This is a genomic window from Microbacterium sp. Soil_N32 (assembly GCF_057655505.1).
Genome location: NZ_JBDGME010000015.1, coordinates 102,202 through 119,081, shown reverse-complemented (window position 1 = coordinate 119,081; position 16,880 = coordinate 102,202). Strand labels below are relative to the sequence as shown.

The window sequence follows — 16,880 nt, the reverse complement described above, 5'->3', positions numbered from 1 at the left end:
GTCATCCTTCGATGGGGGTGGGTGTGTGAGAGAGGACGGAAGGGAGGGAGTCGTGGGGGCCGTCGGCGTGCAGCCAGGCCTCGAGATCGGGCAGGAGGTCGGCGAACGTCGCTGCCCGGTACGTGGGGGTCGCGCGGGGATCGGCGAACCCGCCGATGAGCGCGGTCGCATGCCCGCGGGTGTGCGCGGGGGCGAGGTCGTTGTGCCAGATGTCGCCGATGCTCAGCACGCGGGTCTCCGCGGGCAGAGCATCGAGCACCGCCGCGAGACCGGCGGGCTTGCGGGCATCGGTGACGATGCGGTCGAAGAGCCCGGCGAGGCCGAGGTCATCCAGCGCCTCGGGGATGCGGATGGCCGGGGCGTTCGTGACGAGCACCCGGTCGGCGACGGCCCCGGCGCCCGCGAGGAAGGCGGCGAGACCGGCGGGGGCCGTGATGGGGGCATCCGCCGTCGCGAGCAGCGAACGGCTGGCGAGGTAGGCGGCGCTGAGCAGGGCGCCGTCGGCGCCGCGGGCCTCGGCCGCCCGGCGCACGGCGTCGTACCCGTCGAGCGATTCGCCGTCGGCGGTGTCGAGCAGGGTGCGGATGCTGTCGACGAAGCCGTCGTTGTCGGCGAGCCGGTCGGCGATCTGCTGCGCATAGGCGAGCACGGGGCCGTCACCGAGGGCGATGGTGCCGTCGAAGTCGAAGAGGAGGAGAGAGGTCACGGAGTTCTTTCTGTGGGGACGCTCCGTCCATGGTGAGGAGTCAGAATGGACGCCAGGTCCCGAGGGCGTGAACGGAGCGTGAACACTCCGTCCACGTTGCTGTCGTATGGTGAGCGCCGTGTCCACACTCGACGACCTCACCCGCGCCGCTCGGCTGGCGGCGAACGGCACGGCGGCGGATGCCCGCGCGGCCGTCGACGCCCTCCCCTGGCTCGCCGCCTCGCTCGCCGACGATCGCGCGTCCGGGCGATTCGCCCGGTGGGGCCGCTCGACGGTCGTCGACGAGAACACCGGGGCGGCCGTGATCACGCGCGCGCTCTTCGACGAACTGCATGCGCGCGCCGGCGTCGACGCTGCCTGGCCCGTCGGCAACGCCGGCCTCCTGCACTGCTACGGCTATCTGCTGTCGCTCGTCGAGACGCCCTACGGCCTGAAGCGCGACCGGTGGCTCGACGGCGCGCTGGCCACGCAGCTGGGGCGGGCGGCGGATGCCTTCCACCCGTGGCGCGACGGACCGACCCTGCTCGCGCGCGCGTCCGACGCCGCGTCCGCGCTGCTCACCATGCCCGGCGCGAGCGGTCCCGCCGTGAGCCCGACCGCGACCGGCCCCGCCGTGGCCACCACCGCCACGACCGCGACCGCGACGACCGCGACCGACCCCGCAGCAAACTCAACCGCGACGACCGCGACCGCTGTGATCGACGGCCGCGAGACCCGTGTGGCGCTGACCGCGGCCTCGGGCCCCGCGGCGCTCGCGTACGCGGTCGCCCCGCACCCCGGGGCCGCGCCACTGCTCGTGACGATGTTCCCCGTCGCCGAGGCATCCGCCCCGCTGGCCGGGTTCACCGCCACCCCGCGCCTGCGCTGGAACGCCGCCTGACCTCGCGCGCTCTACACGCGCCCCGCCGTTCCCGTCGCACGAACGGTCGGAATACGACCTCAGAGCGACCACTCGTGCGACCGGAACGGCTGGCGGCGCCCCAGAGCGACCACTCGTGCGACCGGAACGGCCGGCGAAGCGACGCGGCTCAGTCGGGGGCGTGCGCCTCGAGGAATTCGTACACGTCGGTCGTGTCGACGCCCGGGAACGAGCCGGTCGGGAGCGTGGCGAGCAGCGTGCGCGGGGTCTTCACGTTCGGCCAGGAGTGCTCGCGCCAGCGCTCCTCGAGTTCGGCCGGAGCGCGGCGGCAGCAGACCTCGACCGAGTGCTTCGAGACGCCCCGGTGCGGGGTGTCCCGCCCCACGAACCACTTCGTGTCGTCGAAGCGCACACCCACGCTCACCGAGTGCAGCCCCTCGCTCGACGCTTCGACGCGTGCCGTGCACCAATACGTGCCGTTGCCGGTGTCGGTGTACTGGTAGTAGGGGTTGAAGCGGTCGTCCTCGTCGAACACCACCCGGCTCGTCCATCGCCGGCAGCACATCTGCCCCTCGATCGCACCGAGGCGGTCGGTAGGGAAGTTCACGTCGTCGTTCTCGTACGCCTTGGTGATCGTCCCCGACTCGTGCACCTTCAAGAAGTGCACGGGGATGTCGAGGTGCCGGGTCGCGAGATTCGTGAAGCGGTGCGCCGCCGTCTCGTAGGAGACCGAGTACGCGTCGCGCAGATCCTCGATCGAGATCGCCCGCCGGGCCTTCGCGTCCCGCAGCGCCGGCACCACGTGCGCCTCGGGAATGAGCAGCGCCCCGGTGAGGTAGTTCGTCTCGACCCGCTGCCGCAGGAACTCGGCGTAGCTGCGGGGCTCGGCGTGCCCGAGGATGCGACTCGAGAGCGCCTGCAGCACCGCGGTGCGCGCATCGCCCTTGGCCGGCACGCTGCTCGACAGGTAGAGGCGCCCATGCGCGAGATCGGCGACGCTGCGGGTGGTCTGGGGCAGATCGGGCGCGTAGTGCAGGGTGAACCCGAGGTACGCCGCGATCTCGGATGCCGTGCGCTGGGTGAGCGGACCGCCCGGATGCCCGACCGCCGCGAGGATCTCGGCGGCCTTCTGCTCGAGGTCGGCGAAGTGGTTGTCCTGCCGGCGCATCAGGTGGCGCAGCGCGACGTTCGCGCGGCGCGCCTCCTCGGGGGTCGCCGCGCGCTCGTCGCGGAGCCGGTCGATCTCGCCGTGCAGGGCCAGGAGGGCCTTGAGCGCATCCGTCGGCACGGACTTCGCGATGCGGAACGGCTCGATGCCGAGCGCCTGGAAGGTCTGGCCCTTCATCGCGCGTTCCAGCGCGACCTCGAGGGCGCTGCGCTCGTCGAGCGGTTCCCCTTCGAGCAGGGCGTCGAGGGCGACGCCGAGGGCGCGGGCGATCGTCTGCAGCTGGGTGAGCTTCGGCTCGCGCTTGCCGGTCTCGATCATCGACACCTGGCTGGGTGCGCGGCCGATCGCGGCGGCGAGGTCGTCGAGGGTCATCCCCTGGGCCGTGCGCAGCCGTCGGATGCGCCGCCCGATCGTGAGGGCGTCGGTCTCTTCTGCGTCGACGTCGAGGCTCATGCGGCCGATTCTGTCACGAAAACAGAATTTCGCTCGAACTTCTCCCGAAACTCGTGCGTTGCAGCATTCGATCTTCACCCACAGTGGAGGACACGCCACCCCGGCACCGCCGCCGGGACGACCGAAGGAGACACCATGACGACGCACGCACCCCGCCCCGCCGGCCTCCGCGCCGGTGACCAGGTCGAGACCGCCGCCGAGCTCCAGGAGATCTGGGACACCGACCCCCGCTGGGACGGCGTCGAGCGCACCTACACCGCCGACGACGTCATCCGCATCCGCGGCTCGGTGCGCGAGGAATCGACGCTCGCCCGCCGCGGGGCCGAGAACCTCTGGAACCTGCTGCACACCGAGGAGTACATCCGGGCGCTCGGCGCCTACACCGGCGGGCAGGCCGTGCAGCAGGTGCGCGCCGGCCTCAAGGCGATCTACCTCTCGGGCTGGCAGGTCGCGGCCGACGGCAACCTCGCCGGCCAGACCTACCCCGACCAGTCGCTCTACCCCGCGAACTCCGTGCCGGCGGTCGTGCGGCGCATCAACAACGCGCTGCTGCGGCAGGACCAGCTCGAGCACGCCGAGGGCGAGGTGACCCGCGACTGGCTCGCCCCGATCGTGGCCGACGCCGAGGCCGGTTTCGGCGGACCGCTCAACGCCTACGAGCTGGCGCAGTCGCTCATCCAGGCCGGGGCGGCCGCGATCCACTGGGAAGACCAGCTCGCGAGCGAGAAGAAGTGCGGCCACCTGGGCGGCAAGGTGCTCGTGCCCACGCAGCAGCACATCCGCACGCTGAACGCCGCCCGGCTCGCGGCCGACGTCGCCGGAGTGCCGACCGTCATCATCGCCCGCACGGATGCTCTCGCCGCCGATCTGCTCACGAGCGACGTCGACGAGCGCGACCAGGCGTTCACCACCGGCGAGCGCACGCCGGAGGGGTTCTACCGCGTGACGCCCGGCATCGAATCGGTCATCAGCCGAGGCCTCGCCTTCGCGCCGTACGCCGACCTGCTGTGGGTCGAGACCGGTGAGCCCGACATCGAGCTCGCCCGCGCATTCGCCGCCGCGATCCACGCCGAGTTCCCCGGCAAGATGCTCGCCTACAACTGCTCGCCCAGCTTCAACTGGAAGCGTCACCTCTCAGATGCCGAGATCGCGACGTTCCAGCAGGAGCTGGCGGACCTCGGCTACCGGTTCCAGTTCATCACCCTGGCCGGGTTCCACGCCCTGAACCACTCGATGTTCGACCTCGCCCGCGGCTACGCCGAGCGCGCCATGAGCGCCTACGTCGAGCTGCAGGAGGCCGAGTTCGCCGCCGAAGCCCACGGGTACACGGCCACCAAGCACCAGCGCGAGGCGGGCACCGGATACTTCGACGTCATCTCGACCGCGCTCAACCCCGACAGCGCGACGCTCGCCCTCGCCGGCTCCACCGAGACCGCGCAGTTCCACTGACCCTCCGCCTCGAAGGAATGACGCTCATGACCCTCACGACCCCCACCCCGACGCAGCACGGCCCGACGCAGCACGGCCCCACGATCGAGATCGCCGGGCCGCTGCACGACCGCTACGACGAGATCCTCACCCCCGCCGCGATCGCCTTCCTGGCCGAGCTGCACCATCGGTTCGCCTCGCGTCGGCACGACCGGCTCGCCGACCGCATGCGCCGCCGGTTCGAGATCGGCAACGGCCACGATCCGCGATTCCGCGACGACACCGCGCACATCCGGGCGGATGACTCGTGGCGAGTCGCCGGCGCCGGCCCCGGACTCGAAGACCGCCGCGTCGAGATCACCGGACCCACCGACCCGAAGATGACGATCAACGCCCTCAACTCCGGGGCGCGGGTGTGGCTCGCCGATCAGGAGGACGCGACGAGCCCGACCTGGCGCAACGTCATCGAGGGTCAGCTCTCGCTGCGCGACGCGATCCGCGGCGAGCTGACGTTCACCGGTCCCGCGACCGACGGCGCCCCCGGCAAGGAGTACCGCGTCACGGCCGACCGCACCCCGACGATCGTGATGCGCCCCCGCGGCTGGCACCTGCCGGAGAAGCATCTGACGTTCACCGACCGCGCCGGCCGCTCGACCGCGGCATCCGGCTCGCTGGTCGACTTCGGCCTGTACTTCCTCCACAACGCGCAGGCTCTGATCGACGCCGGCCGCGGACCGTACTTCTACCTGGCCAAGCTGGAGTCCAGCGAGGAGGCGAAGCTGTGGGACGACGTCTTCACCTTCAGCGAGGCGTACGTCGGCATCCCCCACGGCACCATCCGTGCGACCGTGCTGATCGAGACGCTGCCGGCGGCGTTCGAGATGGACGAGATCCTGTACGAGCTGCGCGACCACTGCGCGGGGCTGAACGCCGGCCGCTGGGACTACATCTTCTCGATCATCAAGAACTACCGTGGCCGAGGCGCGCGTTTCGTGCTGCCCGACCGCAGCGAGGTCACCATGACGGTGCCGTTCATGCGGGCGTACACCGAGCTGCTCGTGCAAACCTGCCACAAGCGGGGCGCCTTCGCGATCGGCGGCATGAGCGCCTTCATCCCGAACCGGCGCGACCCCGAGGCGACGCAGCGCGCGATCGACAAGGTCGCCGCCGACAAGAAGCGCGAGGCGGGAGACGGGTTCGACGGCACGTGGGTGGCCCACCCCGACCTCATCGCGACGGCGCGGGCCGAGTTCGACGCCGTGCTCGGCGACCGCCCGAACCAGGTCGATCGGCAGCGCGAGGACGTGCGGGTGACGGCATCCGACCTTCTCGACCTGCACATCGGGCGCCCCATCACGGCCCGCGGCGTGCGCGACAACGTGTCGGTCGCGATCCGCTACCTCGAAGCCTGGCTGCGCGGTCTCGGCGCCGTCGCGATCGACGGGCTGATGGAGGATGCCGCAACCGCCGAGATCAGCCGATCGCAGGTGTGGCAGTGGATCCACCAGGATCGCACCGTCGAAGACGGCACGCCGATCACCGTGGAGTACGTCGAGGCGCTCATCGCCGAGGTGCTCGCCGAGGTTCCGCGCTCCGACGGCGACCGGTTCGACGACGCCGCCGCGATCTTCCGCGAGGTGTCGCTGCGCGAGGAGTTCCCCGCGTTCCTCACTCTCGGCGCCTACGCCCGCCACCTGGACTGAGGCCCCTCTCCGGCCAATCTCCGCTCCCGTCGCACTTTCTGTCGCTCCCCGGCGCCCCTCCTCCGCTCCCGTCGCACTTTCTGTCGCTTCCCCGAGAATCGGGCGACAGAAAGTGCGACGGGAGCGGTCGGGGGCGGGGGTGAGGGAGGGCGAGGCGGCCCTGGGGAGGGAGAGCGGGCGTAGCCTGGGGGCATGGCTGAGACGTGGAGCGATATCGCGACCGAGGTTCTGCACCTGTACCCCTCGGGCGGACGCCTGGTCGGGGTCGCGGGGGCGGATGCCGAGCGCTCCCGTCGCGCGGCCGACGACCTGGCCGCAGCGCTCGACGCCGCCGGTCAGACGGTGGAGCGCGCGCACACGGCGGACGGTGACGAACAGGCGCTCCGCACCGACGTGATCGCGCCGTTCCGCGCCGGCTCCGGCGACCGCGTGCTCGTCGTCTCGGGCCCCGCGTCGCTGCTCGACGCCAGCGCGCGCGGCCTCTGGAACTACTCGGTGTGGCAGCTCGCCGGCGACGAGAAGCCGCATACCGCGGCATCCGCTCTCGTGCAGCTCGACGACCCGGCCACCCCGTTCCGCCGGTTCGCCGACTTCTGCGCGCTCCCCGGCTCCTTCGGCGCCTAGCCGCTCCCGCCCCTCGCCCCCCGTCCCTCGCCCCCGTCCTCGCTGCTCCCGTCGCTTTTTCTGTCGCTGCGGAGCGCCCGAGGCGACAGAAAGTGCGACGGGAGCAGCGGAGGCGAGGGGGTGAGCGGCGGACCGCAGCCGTCAGGTGAACGACGCGGCGACGGAGTTGCGGTGGTAGTCGAAGACGATGCTCGTGCGCGTCGACGCGACGCTGCTCTGCGCCGAGAGGTGTTCGAGAACGAACTCGCGCATCTGCGACGAGTCGGCCACGGCGATGTGCAGCAGGAAGTCGTCGTCGCCGCCGAGGAAGAACACCTGGATCACCTGCGGGAGAACGCGCACCCGCTCGGCGAACTCGACGATGCTCTCGCGTCGCCCGCTCGGTCGCAGCGTCACGCCGATGATGGCCTGGAGCCCAGCCCCCAGCATCCGCTCGTCGACGCTCGCATGGAAGCCGGTGATGACGCCGCGCTCGATGAGGGATCGGAGCCGCGCGTGCGCGGTCGACGGCGCGACGCCGAGGGTCGCGGCGAGCTCGGCGTTGGTCATGCGCCCGTCTCGACTGAGCGCGGCGACGATGCGGCGATCGATCGAATCGAGCGCGGGGGCCCGAAGGGTATTCGGCTCATCCGGGGGTGCAGACGTCTCCATACGAATGATTATTCAGGATCCGCCGCTCCTACGAATCTTCTTCGCTGATCGTGTTGCTCGACCGCAGTTTCTGCGATCCTGTCTCCCACCGCTTCACGCAGCTCAGGAGGATCGATGAAGATCGGCGTGCCCACCGAGGTCAAGAACAACGAGAACCGCGTCGCACTCACCCCCGCGGGCGCCGACCGTCTCGTGCACGAGGGACATCGCGTTCTCGTGCAGTCGGGCGCCGGTCTCGGATCGCGCATCGACGACGAGGCGTACCGCGCCGTCGGCGCCGAGATCGTCGACACCGCGGAGGAGACGTGGAGCGGCGCCGACCTGGTGATCAAGGTCAAAGAGCCCATCGCCCAGGAGTACGGCTTTCTGCGCGACGACCTCACCCTCTTCACCTACCTGCACCTCGCCGCCGACCGCGCCCTGACCGAGGCGCTCGTCGCGGCCGGCACCACCGCCGTCGCCTACGAGACGGTGCAGCTGCCCGACCGCAGCCTTCCGCTGCTGGTTCCGATGAGCGAGATCGCCGGCCGCCTCTCGGTGACCGTCGGCTCGTACCACCTGCTCCGCTCGAACGGCGGCCGCGGGCTGCTGCTCGGCGGCATCGCGGGCACGCCCCGGGCGAAGACCGTCGTGATCGGCGGTGGCGTGGCGGGCGAGCATGCCGCCGCGAACGCCCTGGGACTCGGATCGAAGGTCACCGTCTTCGACATCTCCCTGCCGCGCCTGCGCGAGTTGGAGCACCGCTACGGCGGTGCGCTCGAGACCCGGGCATCCAGCCGGTACGACATCGCCGAGGAGTTGGCGACCGCCGACCTCGTTATCGGCTCGGTGCTCATCCCGGGCGCCGCCGCGCCGAAGCTCGTCACCGACGACATGGTCGGCGGCATGAAGGCCGGATCGGTGCTCGTCGACATCGCGATCGACCAGGGCGGATGCTTCGAGGGATCCCGCCCGACCACCCACGACGACCCCACGTTCGCGGTGCACGACTCGATCTACTACTGCGTCGCGAACATGCCGGGCGCCGTGCCCGAGACGGCGACACGGGCGCTCACGAACGCCACCCTCCCCTACGTCTCGGCGATCGCCGGCTCGGGTTGGGAGGCCGCGGCATCCGCCGACCCCGCGCTCGCGAAGGGTCTCAACGTGCAGGCCGGTCGCATCACTCTCGACGCCGTCGCCCGCGCCCACAGCCTCTGAGCCGCGCTCCCGCGCCCCGCAGCCCGTAGCCAGCACCTCGCGCCCCCGCACCGCACCCGCCTGCGCGGGACGGAAAGAACGGGGCTTCTTGTCGGCGCGCAGACCGGGCACGAGAGGGTGCGCCCGAGTACGCTCGTAGTCGTGACCGAACGCGCACCTCTCTCCCGCAAACTGTCCGCGATCGCCGAGTCCGCGACCCTCAAGGTCGATGCGAAGGCCAAGGCGCTGAAGGCCGAGGGCAAGCCCGTCATCTCGTATGCCGCCGGCGAGCCCGACTTCGCGACGCCGCAGTTCATCGTCGACGCCGCATCCGAGGCCCTCGCCGACCCGGCGAGCTACCGCTACACGCCCGCCGCCGGACTGCCCGGCCTGCGCGAGGCGATCGCCGCGAAGACCCTGCGCGACTCGGGCCTCGAGGTCGTACCGAGCCAGGTGCTCGTCACGAACGGCGGCAAGCAGTCGGTGTACCAGGCGTTCCAGGCCGTGGTGAACCCGGGCGACGAGGTGCTGCTGCCCGCGCCGTACTGGACCACCTATCCCGAGGCGATCCGCCTCGCCGACGGCACCCCGGTCGAGGTCTTCGCCGGCGCCGACCAGGACTACAAGGTCACCGTCGAGCAGCTGGAGGCTGCGCGCACGCCGCGCACCACCGCGCTCGTGTTCGTGTCGCCGTCGAACCCGACCGGCTCGGTCTACACCGCCGCCGAGACCACGGCGATCGCCGAGTGGGCCCTCGAGCACGGCATCTGGATCATCAGCGACGAGATCTACCAGAACCTCACGTACGAGGGAGCGGAGGCCACCTCGATCGTGCAGGCGGTGCCCGAGGTCGCGAACCAGACCATCCTCGTCAACGGCGTCGCCAAGACCTACGCGATGACCGGGTGGCGCGTGGGCTGGATGGTCGGCCCCGCCGACGCCATCAAGATCGCCGCCAACCTGCAGTCGCACCTCACGAGCAACGTGAACAATGTCGCGCAGAAGGCCGCGATCGCCGCGCTGAACGGCCCCCAGACCGAGGCGGAGCAGATGCGCGAGGCATTCGACCGCCGTCGCCGGCTCATCGTGTCGGAGCTGTCGAAGATCGAGGGCATGGTCGTGCCGAACCCGCTCGGGGCGTTCTACGTGTACCCCGATGTGCAGGGCCTGCTCGGTCGCACCTGGGGCGGCGTCACCCCGACCACCTCGCTCGAACTCGCCGACCTCATCCTCGACCAGGCCGAGGTCGCCGTGGTGCCGGGCGAGGCGTTCGGCCCGAGCGGCTACCTGCGCCTGTCGTACGCGCTCGGCGACGACGCGCTGCTCGAGGGCGTGCAGCGCCTGCAGCGCCTGTTCGCTTCCTGAGCACCGGCACCGGACCGCCCGCATCGAAGCCCTCGCCCGCCTGATCGGTGGCGAGGGCTTCGTCGCGCGGCCTGCTAGTCGGGGTGGTACCCGATCAGCCAGCGGATGCCGTAACGATCCACGACCGATCCGTCGACGTCGCCCCACGGTCGGGTCTCGAGCGGCGAGACGACCCGCCCGTCCGCGGCGAGCGCCTCGAACCAGCGCGTCAAGGTCTCGGCGTCCGCCGTTCCCAGCAGCGCGAAGAACATCCCACCCATCTGCACCGCGTCGTCGTCGGCCCCGGCATCCGCTCCGGAGAGGGAGACGACGCCCCTGAGCTCTCCGTGCGCGACGGCGTCGCCGGGCCCGTCGTGCCGCCCCATGGTGCGGTAGTCGAACGTCTGCAGCTCGCCTCCGAACACATCGCGGTAGTGAGCCAGGGCCTCCGCCGCATTGCCGGGGAAGAGGAGGTACGGGGTGGGAGCCGTCATCAGGCGAGTGTACCGTCGCGCCCCGGTCGCTCACCGGGCGCGTCGACCGCGCCCCGGCCCGTCAGGGGGCGTCGACCGCGCTGCGGTACCGCCGCGGTTTGCCCTCGCCGAGGTCGATCACCCGGGGCACCCGTTCGACCGAGACCGGCGCCTGCAGCAGCGCGCACAGCGCCCGTTCGATCGCGACCGGGTCGCCGCCCGCGATCCGCGCGTGCACCGATCCGTCCGCCCGCTGCGCGACGGCCCACCCCTCGGCCCCGTGCGCCTGCAGGTGCTGCGTGAGGTCGACGGATGCCACGAGCGAGCCGTCTCCCGCGCGGAACCGGGTGTTCTCCCGGCCCTCGAGATCGGCGATGCCGACGCCCCCGTCGTCGAGCGCGAGCAGGCGCCCGAAGTCGCCCGTGCGGTACCGCACGAGCGGCAGGAGCGGGTTCTCCCCCGCGGTGACCGTGATCTCGCCGATCTCCCCCGGGTCGACCGGCTCGTCGCGATCGGCGTGCAGCACCTCGACGTGCACGCGTCGGTCGAGCACGCGGAACGGCCCGTCGGCGCGGCGGGCCGCGATGGGCCGCGTCTCGTGCAGGCCGTACACGTCGATGACGCAGCAGCCGAACGCGTCCTCCAACCGGGCGCGCAGGGGCGCGGCGAGCGCCATGGCGCCCGAGAAGATCGCGACGGGGTGCAGCACCTCGTCGAGACCGGCGTCGACGAGTTCGGCGAGGCTGGTGGGGTGCCCGCTGAGCAGGTGCGGGTCGGCATCCGCGAGGAAACGACGGCGCGCGGCGGCATCCGCCCACGACGACGGATGCAGGTTGAGCCGCGCCATCGCCCGGTGCCCGAAGCTGCTGATCACCGAGACGTAGGTGAACGCCTGCTGCTGGAAGACGAGGTTCGCGACCGCCATCCGCTCCCCCTCTGGACGCACCACCCCACCGGCGTCCGCGGCGAGCGCGACGAGCAGGTGGAAACCGCGCGCGACCTCTTCGACGTCGTCGGGGATGAGGAGCGCGGCGCCGGTCGACCCGGAGCTGGTGCCGTGCAGCATGCGCTCGAGGTCGGCGTCGAGCGGCACATGGGCGCCGAGGTCGGCCACGAGGTCACGACGCCGGGTCGTCGGGTAGGCGTCGAGCGGGGCATCGGCCGGCATGCCACGATGCCGCAGCGTGCGCCGGGCCTGCGCGAGGTGCGCGTCGAGCCACCCCTCCGTCGGCAGGGGCCGCCGCACGCGCTCCACCTGCGCCGCGGTCAGCCGGTCGCCGGTCGCGTGCGTCCACGACGGGGCATCCGGATGCGTCCGCCACCGCTCCAGCCGCGCGGCGCCCTCCGCGTCGAGGGTCGGCCAGCGTTCGGCATCCGTCAGCACCGCCGAGGCGCCGGGCGCGTACTCGGCGAGCACGAGCGGGCCGACGGCATCCGGGTCCCCCCGCCCGCCCGGACGGATGCCCGCGCTCGGAGCCACGTCGGGGTACCCGGGCGACGGCACACCGGTCACCGGGTCACTCACTCGAGTACCGAGCCGCCGCCTCGCGCCGGCGGGCCTCCTGCAGCTTGCGGGCGATGTCGGCGCGATGCCTGTGGCCCTCGTACGCCTCGGCGAGGGCGCGGTCGCGGGCCAACGAGTCGACGGACGCCAGCAGCGAGGCCGCGGTGTGCGGGTCCTCCCCCGCGGGCAGGTAGCCGGCCCAGAGCAGGAAGGTGCGGGCCGCCTCGATGCGCCGCTCGTCGTCGGCGACCCACGCCGACGGGTCGGCGACGGGCGCGAGGCGCAGCGCGAGAGCGTCGACCGCGAGGCCGGCGGTGCCGTGGCGCAGCGAGGGAGCGAACGGTTCGACGAGGTCTTCGCTCGCGACGAGCCACAGGCCGATCGCGCCGCCGCGGCGCACGCGCGGGTCGCTCTCGAAGGCGAGGCACCCCAGTCCGTTGCCGAGCACGTCGCCGGCGAGAGCGGTCAGCGAGATCCGCTCGTCGAGAAAGGTGTGGGGCACGCTCGACAGGCGGCTGGCGATCTCGTCGAGCGACGGACCGGGCCGCACGCGCGACCAGGCCTCCTGCTCCCCGCCCGATCTCTCCGACCATGCGGCCAGCAGATCCTCGGTGGGGATGCGGCCCTCGCGGCTTCCGCCGTCACCCACGGAGCCTCCCGGCGAGCGCGGCGCACGCGGCCGGGGCGTCGTCCATGCTGTCGAGGTACACCACGTCGTAGCCGTCGCGGGCGGCGAGCTCGGCGACGTGGTGACGGCGATCCATGAGCACGAGCGTACCCGTGGTCAGCTTCGACCTCACCGCGCGCGCGACGTCGGAGTACGGCTCGTTGCCGACGCCGAACATCGACACGAGGCCGTCGTCGGAGAGCACGACCACGTGGCGCTGCTGCTCCGGAGCGGCCGGCGGGAGCGCGGCATACCGCGCCTGGTACAGATCGAGCGGGAACGAGGTTCCACCCCCGAAGAAGAACGCGATCGACGCGATGATCTCGTTCGCGTCGCGGCTGAAGCGCTCCATGCCCGCCACCTGCCCCGCGCTGGCGAAGCTGACCACCCGCAGCCGCCCACCGCCGCGCAGCACGGAGAGCGCGAGGATCGTGCCGGCGAGCACGGCGGGCGACCCCCGACGCGGGTTCCGCATCGACCCGGACGAGTCGATGTACAGATCGACCTCGAGGCTCGTCTCGCTCAGGGCCGGCTCGTCGTCGAGCTCGGAGCGCCGTCGCGTGGTGACGCCCGGGATCACGGGACCGCCGCGCAGCGTGGCGGCCCAGTCGATGTCGCCGATCGGATCGCCGGTCTCCCACAGTTCGAGCGGTCCGGGGATGCCGCCGGAGGGCCGTTCCGGCGCGCGGCGCGTGTACGGACGCACCCAGGCGGCGGCCTCGTTGCGGTACCAGGCCGCGAGCACGGTCTGCTCGTCGAGCTCGTCGTAGAGCGCGAGCGTGCGGGCCACGTCGAGGCGCTGACCGCCCCCGGCCCCGCCGCCGGACGGATCGACCTCGGAATCGACCTCCCCGCGTGCCCCGGGATGCGGCGGCAGGTCGCCCCGCAGCCGCCGGTCGGCGAGCATCCGTCCGAGTTCGTCGCCGGAGGGTCCGTCGTCGTCGGGCGCGCACCCGGCGCCCCCGGCGGCGGGCCGGGCGGCGCCGGCGTCGATCCGTTCGGCCACGTACGGTGCCGCGATGACGCCGAAGCGCACCGCACCCGACACCGGATCGGTCGCGAAGCCCCAGACGGTCTCGGCGACGAGCGCCGCATCGACGGGCGGGTTCGTTGCCCGCGCCCCGGCGAGTTCGGCCGCGATGCGGGCGCTCTCCGCCTGGCGCTCGCGCAGGATGCGCTCCTTCTCGCGGTGCCGCTCGGGAACGCTCTCCAGAGGGGGAAGCGTCGTGTCGGCGGCGGCGACGCGCGGCGCCGCCGGGGGCTCGGGCGGGCAGAGGGACCCGGCCGGCAGCCGCCAAAGGATCTCGTATGCCCGGCAGTAGACCCACCACAGCCGATCACGGCCGGCCGGCGGCGGGTAGAGCGTCCGGCCGAGCCGCACGATCCCCGGCTCCCCCGGCACGACATCGCTGGCGACCGCGTGCGCCTCCGCCCGCTGCAGCTGGGCGAGGCGCGTGTTCACCAGGAGGTCGCTCCACAGGTTCGCGAGCATGCCGATGTCGGCGGCTCGCGGGGCGAGCGCAGAGACCCCGGCGAGCGCCCTGGCCATCTGGTGCCGGATCTTGAGCGCGTCGATACGGGTGCTCGGAGCGAGTACATGATGGCCCACCTCGTGCGCGAACATCGTCCAGAGCTCATCGTCGAGCCCGCGCTCGGCGAGGTACTCGGGATCGACGGTCACCGACGGCGGGAACGTGAACCACGCGGGGGCGCCGTGCGCGGCGGCAGCCCCGGGACGCACCTGCGGGTCGTCGAGACGCACCCCCCACAGCGCGAGCGCCCGATCCCAGGCGGCGCGCACCGCACCGGTCATCGGCACGGAGGGCGCATCGGCGCGATCGGCCTTCCCCTGCCCCGCCGGGGGTGGCGGGGGTGGCGCGCTCACGCCGCCTCCCGCACATGCACCCACGCGAGGTGCGTGTCGGCGCCGATCACGATGCTGACGCCGTCATCGACGGGCGACGCCGGATCCGGCTCACCGGATGCCGCGAGCCGCGACCCCCAGACATCGGCGTCGAGGCGCCACCACTCGCCCGCGACGAGGAACGCGAACGCTCCGGCATCCGCGAGCCGCACCGCACGCTCGGGCGGGCAGATCCACGCGCCGCCGAAGCCGCGGAACCCGCCTGCGGCCAGGACGTATCCGCGATCATCGACGCGGCCGGGCCACCAGAACCGATCGGCGCGCTGGCGCCGCACGAAAGCCTCGAGGACGTCGACCCCGAGACCGAGGGTCGACGCGAGGGCGCGTCGATGCACCGGCTCGTCCGCCGCTGCGAGACGCGCTAGAGCGTCGTCCCGCAGGGCGAGGGCTCCGGCCCGCCAGGCGGCGACCGCCACGAGGTCGAGGGCGCGGGAGCGGTCGTGCACCGCGTCGGGCGCTGCTCCCGCGCCCGCCGCGAGAGCCCGGCCGAACAGAGCGGCGTCGCCGTGGGCGCGCTCCACGTTCTGCGCCGCGAGGGCGAGGTCGAGGCCCACCCCCGCCAGATCCGGCGGCGGTGCGGGGGCGAGCGGCAGCCGGGCGGCGGCCAGCTGCACCGGTCGACGGATCACCCGCGGGTCTCCTGCCAGCGCGCGTAGGCGGTGTAGCGCTGGTGCAGATACTTCAGCGCGATGACGTCGTCGAAGTCGCGACCGTAGAGCTTGCCCACGCCTGCGATGCGACGCAGCTCGGTCTCGACCGCGGTGATGCGGCGCGAGACCTCCAGCGGCGCGACGCCCTCCAGGCCGCGGTCGAGCTCGGCGAGCAGCGCGGCGACGGGGTCGGCCGCATCCCGCCCGAGCATGTCGTACTGGCGGCACGACTCGGCGAACAGGTCGCCGAGCCAGCTGACCGTGTCGGTCGCGAGCTCGCGCTCGGCGCCCACGTCGAAGCGCGGATGCGTGTCGTTCGGCAAGAGCTTGCCCCGGAGCACGAACGGCAGCACGGCCGCCACATCGTCGAGCTCGACGGCCTCCGCGCCGCGGAACCAGGAGACGGCCTTCGCGTACAGCACGAGCGTCTGCAGGGCGCGCACCGAGAGGCCGTTGCGGGTCTGCGCGCCGAGATCGACCTCGAGGTCGGCTCCGCTGTTCGCGTCGATCACCTCGCCCACACGGCCACCGGCGGTGGTCACGACGTCTTTCGTGCGGTACTCGAAGCGCCGGCCGCCGTGCTGCACGAACTCGAAGTGGCTGAGAAAGAACCGCAGCCGTCGGCGCACGCCGTCGGGGATGGGCACGGCGCGGATCGCCGCCCGCATACGGCGCTGCTCGTCGGCATCGAACCGCAGCTCGGCCGGCACGTGCTCCTCGGGCTTCTCGCCCGCCTCGACGCGGGTGATGAGCTCGTCGAGGAATCGACTGTTGAACCCTGCAGCCTGCACCGTCACGTCCATCCGGTCGCGCAGCGCCTGGATCACCGGGAACGTCCCGCCGCCCGCGTCGTCGTTCGCCGTGAAGAACCAGCTCTCGACCCCCGACTCGGGGGCCGTCCGACGCATCTGGTCGTGACTCTCGACGTACCCCTCGGCCACCATCGTGAGCAGGGCCGACTGCGTCTTGGTGGGGATGCGGTTGTACTCGTCGATGATCTTCACCGGCAGGGCGAGCCAGTCGCGCCACGCGATCCGGATGTCGCTCAGCCGCTCGGCCTCGACGAGGTCGCGCGGCAGGGGGATGCCGACGAGATCGCTCACGGTCAGCTGCGGCTGCCCCTGCTGCACGCCGCGACGCACGTCGTCGGCCGCGGTGCCGGCCAGCACGCCCATGAGCACCGCCACCGTCGTCTTGCCGCGACCGGGACCCCCGATTAGGAGGCACTTGCCCCCGACCGCGAACGTGAGCAGCGGCAGCAGCACGTTCGACGAGAACGACGCCTGGGTGGGCAGCGAGATGCGCGCGTCGGCGTCGCCCAGACCGATCGACAGGGGCTCGCCGTGCGAGAACTCGATGTCGTAGTAGGGCGAGATGACCGCGCGGTTGACGATCCAGTAGTACGTCTGCCGGAGCTTCTCGTCGAGCGGGGTCTGCGCGGCGGGCGCCGCTCGGAACAGGTCGTCTGCGGTCAGCGGGGCGATGCCGTGCTCGGTGCCGGGGTTGGTGGGCGATGCAGACACGCGGCTCCAGCGATCGGACATGCC

General features: G+C 72.3%; 15 protein-coding genes. 6 read left to right on the top strand and 9 right to left on the bottom strand.

Going from position 1 to position 16,880, the window contains the following annotated elements:
• Position 1: 1 nt before the first annotated feature.
• Positions 2 to 706, bottom strand: a complete 705-nt coding sequence (locus AC3A3J_RS04035) for an HAD family hydrolase (protein WP_487671048.1) — start codon at positions 704 to 706, stop codon at positions 2 to 4.
• Between the two features lie 118 nt (positions 707 to 824).
• On the opposite strand from AC3A3J_RS04035, the gene AC3A3J_RS04030 reads away from it, so the two are divergent.
• Positions 825 to 1,586 (top strand): amino acid deaminase, encoded by a 762-nt coding sequence (locus AC3A3J_RS04030; protein WP_487671047.1) that lies wholly within the window; start codon positions 825 to 827, stop codon positions 1,584 to 1,586.
• 148 nt (positions 1,587 to 1,734) lie between these two features.
• Here AC3A3J_RS04030 and AC3A3J_RS04025 read toward each other — a convergent pair whose 3' ends face one another.
• A complete protein-coding gene (locus AC3A3J_RS04025) occupies positions 1,735 to 3,186 on the bottom strand; it encodes a helix-turn-helix domain-containing protein (protein ID WP_487671046.1) in 1,452 nt (483 codons plus the stop codon).
• A gap of 135 nt (positions 3,187 to 3,321) precedes the next feature.
• On the opposite strand from AC3A3J_RS04025, the gene aceA reads away from it, so the two are divergent.
• From aceA to AC3A3J_RS04010, 3 genes are all read left to right on the top strand, one after another.
• Positions 3,322 to 4,635, top strand: a complete 1,314-nt coding sequence (gene aceA / locus AC3A3J_RS04020; protein ID WP_487671045.1) for an isocitrate lyase — start codon at positions 3,322 to 3,324, stop codon at positions 4,633 to 4,635.
• Between the two features lie 17 nt (positions 4,636 to 4,652).
• On the top strand, positions 4,653 to 6,317 hold the full coding sequence (gene aceB / locus AC3A3J_RS04015; RefSeq protein ID WP_487671044.1) for a malate synthase A: 1,665 nt from the start codon (positions 4,653 to 4,655) through the stop codon (positions 6,315 to 6,317).
• Positions 6,318 to 6,509: 192 nt separating this feature from the next.
• On the top strand, positions 6,510 to 6,941 hold the full coding sequence (locus AC3A3J_RS04010) for a hypothetical protein (RefSeq protein ID WP_487671043.1): 432 nt from the start codon (positions 6,510 to 6,512) through the stop codon (positions 6,939 to 6,941).
• Between the two features lie 141 nt (positions 6,942 to 7,082).
• Here the strand turns inward: AC3A3J_RS04010 and AC3A3J_RS04005 are convergent, their stop codons facing one another.
• A complete protein-coding gene (locus AC3A3J_RS04005) occupies positions 7,083 to 7,592 on the bottom strand; it encodes an Lrp/AsnC family transcriptional regulator (protein ID WP_487671042.1) in 510 nt (169 codons plus the stop codon).
• A 114-nt stretch (positions 7,593 to 7,706) separates the two neighbouring features.
• On the opposite strand from AC3A3J_RS04005, the gene ald reads away from it, so the two are divergent.
• Both ald and AC3A3J_RS03995 read left to right on the top strand, forming a co-directional pair.
• Entirely contained in the window at positions 7,707 to 8,792 is a 1,086-nt protein-coding gene (gene ald / locus AC3A3J_RS04000; RefSeq protein ID WP_487671041.1) for an alanine dehydrogenase, read from the top strand.
• Positions 8,793 to 8,933: 141 nt separating this feature from the next.
• Positions 8,934 to 10,136, top strand: coding sequence for a pyridoxal phosphate-dependent aminotransferase (locus AC3A3J_RS03995; protein ID WP_487671040.1), 1,203 nt, complete (start codon positions 8,934 to 8,936; stop codon positions 10,134 to 10,136).
• 74 nt (positions 10,137 to 10,210) lie between these two features.
• Here AC3A3J_RS03995 and AC3A3J_RS03990 read toward each other — a convergent pair whose 3' ends face one another.
• The 6 genes from AC3A3J_RS03990 to AC3A3J_RS03965 all read right to left on the bottom strand — a co-directional run bounded on the left by AC3A3J_RS03990 (position 10,211) and on the right by AC3A3J_RS03965 (position 16,877).
• A complete protein-coding gene (locus AC3A3J_RS03990; protein ID WP_487671039.1) occupies positions 10,211 to 10,609 on the bottom strand; it encodes a VOC family protein in 399 nt (132 codons plus the stop codon).
• 61 nt (positions 10,610 to 10,670) lie between these two features.
• Positions 10,671 to 12,113 (bottom strand): phenylacetate--CoA ligase family protein, encoded by a 1,443-nt coding sequence (locus AC3A3J_RS03985; RefSeq protein WP_487671038.1) that lies wholly within the window; start codon positions 12,111 to 12,113, stop codon positions 10,671 to 10,673.
• The gene (locus AC3A3J_RS03980; protein WP_487671037.1) at positions 12,106 to 12,741 is read right to left on the bottom strand and encodes a phosphohydrolase; all 636 of its coding nucleotides are present in this window, start codon (positions 12,739 to 12,741) and stop codon (positions 12,106 to 12,108) included. The genes AC3A3J_RS03985 and AC3A3J_RS03980 overlap by 8 nt, the downstream gene beginning before the upstream one ends.
• Positions 12,734 to 14,644: a VWA domain-containing protein gene (locus AC3A3J_RS03975; protein WP_487671036.1), complete on the bottom strand. Its 1,911-nt coding sequence runs from the start codon at positions 14,642 to 14,644 to the stop codon at positions 12,734 to 12,736. The genes AC3A3J_RS03980 and AC3A3J_RS03975 overlap by 8 nt, the downstream gene beginning before the upstream one ends.
• A complete protein-coding gene (locus tag AC3A3J_RS03970; RefSeq protein WP_487671035.1) occupies positions 14,641 to 15,312 on the bottom strand; it encodes a potassium transporter Kef in 672 nt (223 codons plus the stop codon). Before AC3A3J_RS03970 ends, AC3A3J_RS03975 begins: the two co-directional genes overlap by 4 nt.
• Positions 15,309 to 16,877 carry an AAA family ATPase gene (locus AC3A3J_RS03965; protein ID WP_487671034.1) on the bottom strand — a complete coding sequence of 523 codons (1,569 nt, stop codon included), beginning with the start codon at positions 16,875 to 16,877 and terminating at the stop codon, positions 15,309 to 15,311. The genes AC3A3J_RS03970 and AC3A3J_RS03965 overlap by 4 nt, the downstream gene beginning before the upstream one ends.
• Between the last annotated feature and the right edge of the window lie 3 nt (positions 16,878 to 16,880).